We start from the raw sequence: 13,355 nt of genomic DNA on the forward strand, positions 1-13,355 counted from the left end.
CGACGAGTTGCCGGGCGTCGGTGCACCCCGCGTACCCAGCTTTGTCGCGCCAGCTTTGCTGGCCGCGACATGCGGGTCGCGCGTGCCACGGACGCCACACTCCCGCGTCCTCCCCCGAGCCAAGACGTAGTCTTGGCTCGGATCACGGATAGCGGAGCGCGCCGCCCTTCTTGCCGCCGCGGAAGAGACGCGCGCCGTGCGAGCACACGTTCTGGCTCGCCTTGCCCGTCGACCTGAGGAACCCGACGGTGACCTCCAGCGTGCCCTCGGCAGGAGTCGTGAGCTGCGCCTTCTTGCTCTTCACGCGGAAGCGCACCTGGCCGCTCTTCAGGACCTTCACGCGCACGCCGTCGAGGTTCCGCCCGAGCTCGACCGGGAGCGGGCTCTTCTTGCGGGCGTAGCGGAAGCCTTTCTTCGTCGGGCGGAACTTGCCGGCCGGGATGCGGGCGCACAGCACCTCGCCGTTCTGGTTGCGGATCTGGACGGTGACCTGCTGGCTCGGCGGATCGATCATCGTGCCGAGCCCGCTGCGCGCGAGCGCGCCCTTCAACAGGAAACGTGCCACCTGGGGCGCGACCTGACGGAAGCGTCCTCTCTTGGGCTGCATCTCGAAGCGCACGCCGGCGGCCTGGCCGCAGCAATCGGGGTCTTCGAAGTCGACCAGCCCGTCACCGTCGTTGTCGGTGCAGTCGTCGCACACCTCGCCGCCCTGGCAGCGTCCGTCGACGCACACGAGCGCGCCGGTCGGCGATCCCACGTTGCAGTCGGCGTTGTCCTCGCACTCCGGCGTGCAGACGCCATCGACGCAGCGGCCGACCGGGCAGTCGTCGTCGGACCGGCATCCGGCGAGCGAGGTGGAGGTCGTCGTCGTATTGGTCGACGTCGTCGAGCTGTGGCTCGAGGTCGTCGTCGTGGACGTGGTGGTCGTGCTGGTGGTGCTGGAGCCGCCGGGCACGCAGTGGCCGTCGGCGCACACGAAGGCTCCGCTGGTGGAGTCCTGGTTGCAGTCGGCGTCTTCGTCGCACGGGGGGACGCAATGGCCGTCGTCGCACACGAAGGCGCCCTGCGGCGATCCCTGGTTGCAGTCGGAGTCCTCGTCGCAGGCCGGGACGCAGTGGCCATCCTCGCACACGAAGGCGCCGTCGACCGAGCCGTGGTTGCAGTCGGCGTCGTCGTCGCATTCGGTTGGCACGGTGGTGGTGGTCGTGCTGGACGACGCGGTGGTCGTGGTGGTGGTGGCGCTCTGGCACGAGCAGTCGACGCACACGCCCGCGCCGCAGTCGGCGTTCTTCTCGCACTGCTCGCCGGGGCTGATGACGGTGTCGCCGCAGACGCCGGGGACCGGCACGGTGTACGTCACGCTCGAGCGCTTCAAGCGGATCGATCGCGCGACGTACTGGCCCTTCAGCACGACGCTGCTGCCGATCGACATCTTGGCGGTCGGCGCGCAGACGTACGCGCCGACGTTGCCCTTGCGCGAGTAGCGGACCTGTGGGCCCTGCACGTACCACTTGACGGCGCCCGCCGGCGGCGCCGCGGCGCCGAGGCTCGCGTCGGGACCGATGTCGGTCGCGTTGCTCATGCGGACCTGGCCGGTGACGTCGACGGTCGTGGGGCCGCGGAAGAGGACGCTTCCGTTGCGTCCGACGCGGACGCTGCAGAAGTGATACTCACCCGGGGCGAGCTTCAGGACGGCCGGGCCGGAGCCGCCGCCCTGGACGACGAGGTCGCCGTAGATGCCGGGCGCGCCGTTGGGTCCGAGGGGCAGGTCGATCGTCTGGTTGTGGTCGACGAGGACCGGCCTGGACGGATCGCAGGCGGGGAAGGGCGAGGGGAAGCCGCACGCCTGCGGAACGTTCGCGACCACCGGACGCGGCACCGAACCGCTCGCCTGCGGGCAGCTCGATGCACCGCCGACGAGCACGTTGGTGAACAGGTCCTCGCAGTCGGTCGTCGAGTCGAGGTGGGTCGCGGCGCCGACGAAGTCGGACTGGGCCGCGGCGACGGCGCCGCGCGTGTAGAGGAGGCCGTCGTTGACGCCGACGTCGCCGTCCTTGATCAGCGCGGAGCGGATGCGGATCGAGTCCTGCGCGAAGAGGACGTAGGGCGCGAGGTGCGTGTTCGGCTGGGCGACAGCCGTCGCGACGGGGAAGACCGTCGACGCGAGCAGCGCGAGACCCGCGCGGCGCAGACCACCGCCGGCGCGGATGTTCGAGTTCCCTTTCTCTCCGGACACGCAGAGCTCCGATTGTCGGGATGAGCAACGGACATGCCCCGGAAATCCTCGTGTGGTGAGGGGTGGAGCATGCCGTGAACAGGCATCAACGCGGGTACCATGCATGACTGCGCGGGCGCAAGTTCTTTTCACCGTACGAATGGCGGCGACGGCGTCCGTTTGCGGTTGCCGGGCGCGCCGACGTAGTCTTCGCGACGTGCGAAGCGCCGTGCGCATTGCCAACGCAAGTGGGTACTGGGGAGACGACCCGGAAGCCTTGGCGAGGCAGGTGCGCGGCGGGGAGATCGACTACGTCACGCTCGATTTCCTGGCCGAGATCACGATGGTGATCTTGCAGCGCCAGCGCGAGCGCAATCCCGAGCTCGGCTACGCCCACGACTTCGTGCGCATGCTGGAGCCGGTGCTGCCGGAGATCGTGTCGCGCGGCGTGCGCGTGCTGGCCAACGCGGGCGGCGTGAACGTTCCCGCATGCGCGGCGCGGATCGCCGCCGCGTGCCGCACGCGACATCTCACGCCGACGCTCGCCAGCGTCCACGGCGACGACCTCATGCCGCGCCTGGACGAGCTGCTCGCGGCCGGCGTGACGCTCGCGCACATGGACGAGGGGCGGCCGCTCGCACCGATCCGCGATCGCGTCGTGTCCGCGAATGCCTACCTCGGCGCGTGGCCGATCGCGGAGGCCTTGCGCGAGGGGGCGCAGATCGTCGTCACCGGACGCGTCACCGATGCGGCGCTCACGCTGGGGCCGCTCGTACACGAGCACGGATGGGCGTGGGACGACTGGGATCGGCTCGCTGCCGGCATCGTCGCGGGCCACGTCCTCGAATGCGGCGCGCAGGCGACGGGCGGCAACGTGACCGACTGGAAGGGTGTGCCGCCGCTGGACGTGGGCTACCCGATCGCCGAGGTGGCGGCGGACGGGAGCTTCGCCGTGACCAAGCACGCGGGCACGGGCGGGCGCGTGTCGCGCTCGACGGTGACCGAGCAGCTCCTGTACGAGATCGGCGATCCTGCCGCCTACCTCACCCCCGATGTCGTCACGGACTTCCGCGGGCTCGAGGTGGTGGCGAGCGGGACCGACCGCGTGACGGTGACCGGCGCGCACGGCCGGCCGTCGCCGGACCAGCTGAAGGTGACCATCGTCTACAAGGACGGCTTCCGCGCGACGGGCCTCGCGCTCATCTCGGGGCCCGACGTGGTCGCGAAGGCCGAGCGCATGGCCGAGATGCTCTGGCATCGGATCGGAACCGACTTCGTGGACCGGCGCGCCGAGCTCGTCGGCTACCGGAGCTGCTGGGGCAGGAGCGCGCCCGACGTCGAGCCGAACGAGGGCATCCTGCGCGTCGCCGTGCGCGATCACGATCGCAAGAAGATCGAGCGCTTCTCGCTCGCCATGATGGGATTCGCGTTGCAGGGTCCGCCGGGGCTCGGCGTGTTCGGTGGACGTCCGGACGTGCAGGAGGCGTACGGGTACTGGCCGACGCTCGTGCCGCGCGAGCTGGTCGCGCCGCGCCTCGAGATCCTGCGCGGCGAGGAGCGCAGCGTCCGCGAGCTCGCGCCGGTGGCGCCGAGCCAGAAGCGGCCGGACGCCGGAGCGCGGAAAGCGCCGCCGATCGCAGCGGTTGCCGGCGGCCCCACCCGGCGCGTGCCGCTGCGGCGGATCGCGTTCACCCGCTCCGGCGACAAAGGCGACCACGCCAACATCGGCGTCGCGGCGCGCTCCCCCGCCGCCTTCGCGTTCCTGCGCGAGGCGCTCCCGGCCTCGAAGGTGCGCGAGCGCTTCGCGGACCTCGTCCGCGGCGACGTCGAGCGCTTCGAGCTGCCCGGTCTGGGGGCGTTCAACTTTGTCCTCCGCCACGCGCTCGGCGGCGGCGGCACGCTCTCGTTGCGCGTCGATCACCAGGGGAAGACGCTGGGACAGGGTCTTCTCGGCCTCGAGCTGGATGTCCCGGAGGGCGTGCTGGCCGCGACGGCGGAAGACGGAGAGGGCTGACATGGTCACGCGAGAGCTCGAGCGCGGCGTCCTGACGCTGATGCTGAACCGGCCCGAGGTCGGCAACGCCCTCGCGCCCGAGCTGATCGACGGGATGGAGGAGGCGCTCGCCTTCGCCGCCGGGGAGTCGGCGGTGCGTGTCGTCGTCGTCACCGGGGCGGGCAAGCACTTCAGCGCCGGCGCCGACCTCAACTACATGAAGGCGATGCGCGGCGCGGGCCACGAGGCCAACGTGGCCGACGCCAAGCGCACGCAGCGCTTGTTCACGGGGCTCGCCGAGCTGCCGAAGCCGGTCGTCGCGCGCGTGCACGGCGCGGCGCGTGGCGGCGGCGTGGGTTTGCTGGCCGCGGCCGACGTCGTGGTCGCGTCGAACGCCGCGACCTTCGCCTTCACGGAGGTGCGGCTCGGCATCATCCCGGCGATGATCGGGCCGTTCGTGATCGCACGCGTCGGATCGTCGCGGGCCCGGCGCCTGTTTCTCACCGCCGAGACGTTCGACGCGGAGCAGGCCGAAGCCTGGGGGCTCGTCGACCATGCGGTTCCCGCCGAGGACCTCGACGCCGCGGTCGCGAGGGTCTGCGCCGATCTCGTGGCTGGCGGACCGGGCGCGCTCGCGGAAGCGAAGAAGCTCGTGCGGGCCATCGACGCGACGCCGGCGGACCGGATCGCCGATCTCACGGCCGAGTGGATCGCGGGGCTGCGTGCGGGCGACGAGGGGCAGGAGGGCATGGCCGCCTTCCTCGAGAAGCGCCGGGCGCGCTGGGTCCCGTGAGCCGCCTCGCCTCGCGCGTCCAAAAGGGAGCCGAGTTCGAGGAGAACGCGGCACACCATCGCGCCATCGCGCGCGACCTGCACGAGCGCCTCGCACGCATCCGGGAGATGGGGCCCGAGCGCGCACGGCAGCGTCACAAGGAGCGCGGCCGGCTCCTCGTGCGCGAGCGGATCGAGCGCCTGCTCGACCCTGGCACGCCGTTCCTGGAGCTGATGCCCTTCTGCGCGGATGGCGTCTATGGCGAGGCCGTCCCCGCCGCCGGGATGATCAACGGCATCGGCACCGTCGCCGGGCATCAGGTGATGATCCTCGCCAACGACGTGACGGTGAAGGGCGGCACGCTCTATCCGCTGACCGTCCAGAAGCAGATCCGCGCGCAGCAGATCGCGTTCGAGAACCACCTGCCGTGCGTCTATCTGGTCGACTCGGGCGGCGCCTTCCTGCCGCTGCAATCGGAGATCTTCACGCCCGGCGGCCGCATCTTCTACAACGAGGCGGTCATGTCGGCCGCGGGGATCGCGCAGATCGCCGTCGTCCACGGGCCGTCGACGGCGGGCGGCGCGTACGTGCCCGCGATGTGCGACGAGAACATCATCGTCCAGAACCAGGGAACGATCTACCTCGGCGGCCCGCCGCTGGTGCGCGCGGCGACGGGCGAGGAGGTGACGGCGGAGGAGCTGGGCGGCAGCGAGGTCCACACGCGCATCTCGGGCGTATCGGATCACCTCGCGCGCGACGACGCGCACGGCCTCGACCTCGCGCGCGAGGCCATGTCGCGCGTGCCGGCGCAGACGCCGGCGAAGGCTCCCGGCCCGGTCGAGACACCCGCGTACGACGCCGATGACCTGTACGGCATCGTCCCCAAGGATCCGCGCAAGCAGTACGATGTGCGCGAGATCGTCGCGCGGCTCGCGGACGGAAGCTGGTTCCACGAGTTCAAGCCCCTCTACGGGACGACGCTCGTCACCGGCTTCGCGCGCATCCACGGCTACGAGGTCGGCATCCTCGGCAACAACGGCGTGCTGTTCTCCGAGGCGGCGCTCAAGGCCACGCACTTCATCGAGCTGTGCTGCCAGCGGCGCGTGCCGCTGCTGTTCCTGCAGAACATCACCGGGTTCATGGTCGGCAAGCGCTACGAGCAGGGCGGCATCACCAAGGACGGCGCCAAGATGGTGCACGCGGTCGCGACCGCCCAGGTGCCGAAGCTGACGGTCGTCGTCGGCGCGTCGCACGGGGCCGGGAACTACGCCATGTGCGGCCGCTCGTACTCGCCGCGGTTCCTCTTCTCGTGGCCGAATGCGCGTATCTCGGTCATGGGAGGCGAGCAGGCGGCGCAGACGCTGCTGTCCGTCAAGCGCGACCAGCTTCGCGCCCAGGGCGCGCCGGCGATGACGGCCGAGGAGGAGACGCAGCTCACGGCGCCGATCCTGGCCGTCTACGACCAGGAGTCGAGCGCCTACTTCGGCAGCGCGCGCCTATGGGACGACGGCATCATCGACCCCGTCGACACGCGCGACGTCCTCGGGCTCTGCCTGTCCGTCGTCCACCGCGTGCCGATCGGGCCGCCGCGGCACGGCGTCTTCCGGATGTGACGGGTCAGGCCGCGGACGACGCGGCTAGGAACTCGCGCAGACAGCGCCCCGTGTGCGAGCCCTTGGTGGCGGCGATCACGTCGGGCGGCCCGCACGCCACCACCTCGCCGCCTCCGGCCCCGCCCTCGGGTCCCAGGTCCACGATCCAGTCGGCCTCGCGGACGATGTCGAGGTTGTGCTCGATGGTGACGATGGTGTTGCCCCGGTCGACCAGGCGATGCAGCACGCTGACGAGCGCCTCGGTGTCGGCGAAGTGGAGCCCCGTCGTGGGCTCGTCGAGGACGTAGAGCGTCTGCCCGCGCGACTCCTTGGCGAGCTCGTAGGCGAGCTTGATGCGCTGGGCCTCGCCGCCCGAGAGCGTGTTCGAGGGTTGCCCGAGCGTCAGATACCCGAGCCCGATGTCGCGCAGCACGGCGAGCGCACGTGCGATCGGCGGATGGGGCGCGAAGAATTCCGTCGCCTCCTCGATCGTCATGGCGAGCACGTCGGCGATCGTGCGGCCGGCATAGCGAACGGCGAGGGTCTCCTCGGTGAAGCGCCGCCCGCCGCACAGGTCGCACCCGACGTACACGTCGGGGAGGAAGCTCATCTCCATGCGGACGCGACCCTGGCCCTGGCACGCCTCGCAGCGGCCCGCGGCGACGTTGAACGAGAAGCGGCTCGCCGTGTAGCCGCGCAGGCGCGCGTCGGGCACGAGCGCGAAGAGGCGGCGGATGTCGTCGAAGAACCCGACGTAGGACGCCGGCGTCGAGCGTGGCGTGCGACCGATGGGGCTCTGATCGACCTCGACGGCACGCAGGAGGTGCTCCGTGCCGGCGATCGCCAGGTGCGCGCCGACCCGGCCGACCGGGAAGCCGAGCCCGCGGCGGACGGCGCGGTACATGACGTCGCGCACGAGCGTCGACTTGCCCGAGCCCGAGACGCCGGTGACGCAGGTCCAGGCGCCGAGGGGGATGCGCACGTCGCCGCCTTTGAGATTGTGCTCCGTCGCGCCGCGCACCGTCAGCCACTTGCGCGCTTCGAGCGGGCGCGGGGTGGTCGTGCGGGCGCGCGGCGACGCGAGGTAGCGTCCCGTCGCCGACGCCGGGTTCGCGGCGAGCGCGGCGGGCGGCGCCACCGCGACGATACGCCCGCCGTGCGTGCCGGCGCCGGGCCCCAGATCGACGACCAGGTCCGCGCGGCGGATGGTGGCCTCGTCGTGCTCGACCACGAGCACCGTGTTGCCGCGCGCGCGGAGGTCCTCGAGCGCGTCGAGCAGCATCTCGTTGTCGCGCGGATGGAGGCCGATCGTGGGCTCGTCGAGCACGTAACACACGCCGCGAAGGTTCGATCCGAGCTGCGCAGCGAGGCGGATGCGCTGGGCTTCGCCGCCGGAGAGCGTATCGGCCCGGCGATCGAGCTGGAGGTAACCGAGCCCCACCCGTTGCAGGAAGCGCAGCCGCGGGATGATCTCGCGCATCGGTCCCTCGGCGATCGACGACTCGCGGGCCGCGAAGCGGAACGCGGCGACCGCCTGCTCGGCGGCGGCGATCGGCAGCGCCAGCAGATCGGCAATGCCGTGGCCCTGCAGCTTCACCGCGCAGGCACGCGGGTTGAGGCGGCGCCCCTCGCACGCCTCGCACGGTCGCTCGACGAGGAAGTCGTCGATCTCCTCGCTCGTGCCCTCGTCCATCACCTCGCGCACGATCGCGAGAAGGCCCGCGCGCTTCGCGTCGCCGTCGAGGAGGAGGGTGCGCTGCTTGGCCGGCAGCTTGCCGACGGGGCGATCGAGCTTCACGCCGGCCGCCGCCATCTGCCGGAGGAAGCGCTTCTTGTTGGCCTCCTGTCCGTCCAGCTCGAGGGGCAGGGCGGCGCCGTCCTCGAGGGAACGGGTCGGATCGAGGAGTGTCGTCGGGTCGGGCTCGACGCGGAACCCCGCGCCGACGCAGGCGGGGCAGGCGCCCTGGCGGCTGTTGAAGGAGAAGAGACGAGGGTCGAGCGGTGCGAAGCCGATGCCGCAGCGGGCGCAGAAGAGTCGCTCCGAGTAGAGACGCTCCTGGTCGTCGGCCAGGACGGCCACCGATCCCGTGCCGAGGCGCAGGGCGCGCGCCAGCTCGTCCTCGAGCGCGGGGCTCGTCCCTGGCAGTGTCGCCACCACCAGGTCGACGTCGTGCTCCTTGTAGCGATCGAGCAGTGGCACGTCGGCGACCGCCAGGCGCTTCCCGTCGATGCGGGCCTCGCGCAGCTTCAGCTTGCGGGCCGCGGCCAGGACTTCCTTGTGGTAGCCCTTGCGCCCGCGGACCACCGGCGCGAGCAGGGTCACCTTCTCGCCACCGAACTCCTTGCGCAGGCGCTGGACGATCTGTCGCCGGGTCTGCGGCCGGATCGGATCGCCGCAGGTCGGGCAGTGCTGGACCCCGAGCTTCGAGAAGAGAAGACGCAGGTAGTGCGCGACCTCGGTCACGGTCGCGACGGTCGACGTGCGGCCGCCGCGCGACAGTCGCTGCTCGATCGCGACCGTCGGCGGCAAGCCCTGGAGCACGTCGATGTCGGGCTTCGCCATGATGGGCAGGAACTGCCGCGCATAGGTCGAGAGGCTGTCGATGTAGCGTCGCTGTCCCTCGGCGTAGAGCACGTCGAAGGCGAGCGAGGACTTTCCCGAGCCGGAGAGGCCGGTGAAGACGATGAACCGATCGCGCGGCAGGTCGAGCGAGACGTTGCGGAGGTTGTGCTCGCGTGCGCCCAGGATCCGGATCACGTCGTTCGCCGGCGCGACACGCGCCGGCGGGCTCTCGCGGTCCGCGACCGTGGTGGCGCCGTCGAGGGCTTCGCGCAGGTACGGCGCGGTATGCGATCCCGGCGTGGCGGCGATCTGCTCGGGCGAGCCCGCCGCGACCAGACGGCCGCCGGCGACGCCGCCCTCGGGGCCGAGGTCGATCACCCAGTCGGCGCACTTCACGACCTCGAGGTTGTGCTCGATGACGACGAGCGAATGCCCGCGATCGACCAGGCGCGCGAAGCACCCGAGGAGCTTCTCGACGTCGGCCAGGTGGAGCCCCGTCGTGGGCTCGTCGAAGATGAGGAGGGTGTGCGCCCGTCCCTCGTGCCCGAGATGGGCGGCGAGCTTGATGCGTTGCGCCTCGCCGCCCGAAAGCGTCGACAGCGGCTGGCCGAGGCGCAGGTAGTCGAGGCCGACCTCCGCGAGCGGGCGCAGACGGTCGGCCACGTCCGGCAGGTCGGCGAAGAAGTCGACCGCCTCGGCGACGGTGAGGGCGAGCACGTCGCTCACGTTGCGACCGCGATAGCGGACCTCGAGCACCTCGGCGTTGAAGCGCGCGCCGCCGCACTCCGCGCACGGGACGTAGACGTCCGAGAGGAACTGCATCTCGATGCGTTCGAAGCCCTCGCCGCTGCACGTCTCGCAGCGCCCGCCCGCGACGTTGAACGAGAAGGTGGCGGCAGTGTACCCGCGCAGCTTCGCCATGTCGGTGCCGGCGAACGCGTCGCGGATGCCGGCCCAGGCTCGCAGGTACGTGGCGGCGTTCGCGCGCGGCGTCGACCCGATCTGGCTCTGGTCGACGAGGATCGCCTCGACGACCCGCTCGGCGCCCTCGATCGTGCGGCACGCGCCGGGAATGCCGGCGCGCTGGCCGAGGCGCTTCTGGAGGTTGCGGTAGAGGACCTCCTCGATCAGCGTCGACTTGCCCGAGCCCGAAACGCCGGTCACCGCCACGAAGCAGGCGAGCGGGATCTCGATGTCGATCTGTCGCAGGTTGTGGGCGGCCGCGCCGCGCACGACGAGCGACAGCCCGGGCACCGGGCGCCGGCGCTTCATCGGTACGGGGATGCGGCGGCGCCCGGTCAGGAAGTCGGCGGTCGCCGAGCCGCGCGCCTTGCGGAGCTGGTGCGGCGCGCCGGTGAACAGGACCTGGCCGCCGCGCTCGCCGGCACCCGGCCCGATGTCGATCACGTGATCGGCGGCACGGATGATGGCCGGGTCGTGCTCCACGACGACGACCGTGTTGCCCTGATCGCGCAGGCGGTGCAGCAGGCGGATCAGGCGATCGGTGTCGCGCGGGTGAAGGCCGATCGACGGCTCGTCGAGCACGTAGAGCGTGTTCACCAGCGAGGAGCCGACGGCGGTCGTGAGGTCGACGCGCTCGAGCTCGCCGCCCGAGAGCGTCCGCGACTGGCGGTCGAGGGTGAGGTACTCGAGCCCGACCTCGACCAGGTAGCGCAGCCGGCTCTGCACCTCGGCGAGGATCAGCTCCGCGACCGCTTGGTCTTGTCCCTCCGGCAGCGGCAGATCGTCGAAGAACCGCCGTGCCTCGGAGATCGGCATGCGGTTCACGTCGGCGATCGTGCGACCGTCCACGCGGAAGTCGAGCGCTTCCGGACGCACGCGTGATCCGCCGCAGGCGACGCACTCGGTGTAACTCCGATAACGCGCCAGGAACACGCGCACGTGCATCTTGTAGGTCCGGCCCTCGAGCCACTTGAACCAGCCCCGGATGCCGGGGAGCTTGCTCTGCCCGTCGCCCTCGAAGATGAGGCGGCGCTGCTCGTCGGTGAGCGACGCCCACGACTGATCGGTCGGAATGCCGGCTCGCTTGCAGATCTTCAGGAGCTCGCCGCGCTCCCACGACGTCGTCTTCGTGGTCCAGGGCTTGATGGCGCCCTCGGCGATGGACTTCTGGGGATCGGGCACGACCAGATCGAGATCGAGGTCGATGACGCGCCCGAAGCCGCGGCACGCCTCGCACGCTCCGAGGGGGCTGTTGAAGGAAAAGAGATTCGGGACCGGGTCGCGGACCTTGAAACCGCACGCCGCGCACTCGAGGCTGGTGGAGAAGTGCTCGGTGACGCCGCCGTCCGGCAGCACCACGGCAAGGCGCCCGCGACCGTGCTCGAAGGCCTGCTCGAGCGAGTCGACGAGGCGCGCACGCTCGCCCGGCCGCAAGGCCAGCCGGTCCTGCACGACCGTCAGGCGCGGGCTGGTCGGGGGCGCAGCCGCACCCTCGAGATCGACCGTGGCGGCCACCGCGTCGAGCGCGCGGACGAAGCCGGCGCCGAGGAGGCCGGCGCGGACGTCGGGCCAGGGGAGGTTCTCGGGAAGCGTGATCTCGAAGGCGACGATGGCGCGCGCCCCGGGGTGCGCCGCGAGCAGGTCGTCGGCCGCCGTCTCCGCCGAATCGCGCCGGATCACCTTCCCACACGAGCGGCAGTGGGGAACGCCGAGCTTGGCGAACAGCAGCTTCAGGAAGTCGTGCAGCTCGGTCATGGTCCCGACGCTCGACCGCGACGTCTTGACGGGCCGGCTCTGGTCGATGGCGATCGCCGGCAGGATGCCCTCGATGCGCTCGACGTTCGGCCGGTCCATGCGATCCAGGAACTGGCGGGCGTAGGTCGAGAAGCTCTCGACGTAGCGGCGCTGTCCCTCGGCGTACAGGATGTCGAAGGCGAGCGAGGACTTGCCGGAGCCGGAGACGCCCGTCACGACCGTCAGTTGACCGGTCGGGATCTCGACGTCGAAGCCTTTGAGGTTGTGCTCGCGGGCCCCGACGATACGGATGGAGGCGGGCTCGGCCATGGGCGAGCGCCCAGAACTACAGCGCCGCCCGAGGCTAGGAAAGAGGACGCCGGCCCAAGGATGCCGGCCCGACGCGGCCCAGCATCGATGCGATCCGTCAGTGAGCGGAGACGGCGAGTGCCGGACTCGTGCCGGGAGACGGTAGCAGGGTCAGGCCACTCGGCAGCCGGAGGGCGTGCGGGCGCAGCGGCTCGTCGTAGCCGACCTCCTCGCTCTCGGCGACGACCACCCCGGGGCCGATGATGGCCCGGCGTACCTGGGCGCCCCGCCCGATCCGGCAGCCGTCGAGCAGGACGGAGTCCTCGATCTCGGCCCCGGCCTCGACGATGCAGCTCGGCCCGACGACGCTGCGGATGACGGCGCCGCCGCGAATGACGCAGCCGTCGGCCAGCAGCGAGTTCACGGCCTGTCCCATGTGTCCGCACGCGGAGTCGGAGCTGACCTTCGCCGGCGGCAGGCCGCTGGTCACGGAGCGGATGGGCCAGCGCGCGTCGTAGAGGTCGAGCGCGGGCTCGGGTGTGCAGAGCTCCATCTGGGAGGCGTAGTAGGTTTCGAGGGTCGACGGCTCGTGCCAGTAGAGCCTCGGGCCCGACCCGGTCCCCAGCGCAGCGTCGTAGACGAGGAGGTGGACGGCCTCCCCCAGGGTCGCGACCGTGCGCCCGTTGCCAGAGCCGGGCCGCTCGAAGGCGCGCAGGAGCCGCGGGAGGACGGAGGCCCGCACGACGAAATCACCGCCCCAGGACAGCTCGGTCCCGTCCGCGGTCGTGACGACGGGGTGGGTGGCGCGCTCGTCCGGGCGCAGGGCCAGTGCGAGCAACGCCACGTCGGCGTCGAGATAGTGCTGCGCCTGCAGGAGCGGTCGGAGATCGACCTGCAGGATGTGATCGGCCGCCAGCACGACCACCCACTCGGGCTCGAAGGTGACGGCCGCCCGCTGGCAGGCCGCGAGCACGCGCGGGAAGTGGCTGGCGCCGGTGTCCGGGATCGACGCCAGGGACACCTGCCGGATTCCCGAGTTGGCCGTCGTGGCCAGCGCGAAGTCGAGGAGCCGGTACTGGGCGGCGAACGGCGTGAGGGCCCGCGCCCCCGCAACCCCCAACCCTGCCAGCGGAGAGCTCTCCCCGCCGGTGACGATCAGCCCGAGTACCCCTTCAGCCATCCTCGCTCCCTCCCCTCCGGGTGTTTCAGGATGA

General features: G+C 71.4%; 6 protein-coding genes. 3 read left to right on the forward strand and 3 right to left on the reverse strand.

What is annotated here, in order from left to right; translation table 11 throughout:
• Positions 1-142: 142 nt before the first annotated feature.
• The gene (locus VMS22_17190; GenBank protein HXJ35768.1) at positions 143-2,236 is read right to left on the reverse strand and encodes a hypothetical protein; all 2,094 of its coding nucleotides are present in this window, start codon (positions 2,234-2,236) and stop codon (positions 143-145) included.
• A 139-nt stretch (positions 2,237-2,375) separates the two neighbouring features.
• Between VMS22_17190 and VMS22_17195 the strand changes: the two genes are divergently transcribed.
• From VMS22_17195 to VMS22_17205, 3 genes are read left to right on the forward strand one after another with little or no spacing between them, the layout of a single operon-like run.
• Positions 2,376-4,229: an acyclic terpene utilization AtuA family protein gene (locus VMS22_17195; GenBank protein ID HXJ35769.1), complete on the forward strand. Its 1,854-nt coding sequence runs from the start codon at positions 2,376-2,378 to the stop codon at positions 4,227-4,229.
• Position 4,230: 1 nt separating this feature from the next.
• Positions 4,231-5,001: an enoyl-CoA hydratase-related protein gene (locus tag VMS22_17200; GenBank protein HXJ35770.1), complete on the forward strand. Its 771-nt coding sequence runs from the start codon at positions 4,231-4,233 to the stop codon at positions 4,999-5,001.
• Complete coding sequence (locus VMS22_17205; protein ID HXJ35771.1) at positions 4,998-6,593, forward strand: carboxyl transferase domain-containing protein; 1,596 nt, start codon at positions 4,998-5,000, stop codon at positions 6,591-6,593. Before VMS22_17200 ends, VMS22_17205 begins: the two co-directional genes overlap by 4 nt.
• Positions 6,594-6,597: 4 nt before the next feature.
• Here the strand turns inward: VMS22_17205 and uvrA are convergent, their stop codons facing one another.
• The gene (gene uvrA, locus VMS22_17210) at positions 6,598-12,162 is read right to left on the reverse strand and encodes an excinuclease ABC subunit UvrA (GenBank protein ID HXJ35772.1); all 5,565 of its coding nucleotides are present in this window, start codon (positions 12,160-12,162) and stop codon (positions 6,598-6,600) included.
• Positions 12,163-12,259: 97 nt separating this feature from the next.
• Positions 12,260-13,321 carry a hypothetical protein gene (locus VMS22_17215; protein HXJ35773.1) on the reverse strand — a complete coding sequence of 354 codons (1,062 nt, stop codon included), beginning with the start codon at positions 13,319-13,321 and terminating at the stop codon, positions 12,260-12,262.
• Positions 13,322-13,355: the final 34 nt, after the last annotated feature.

It is taken from the genome of Candidatus Eisenbacteria bacterium (genome assembly GCA_035577985.1).
In the GTDB taxonomy this organism is placed as follows: Bacteria; Desulfobacterota; Binatia; order DP-6; family DP-6; genus DATJZY01.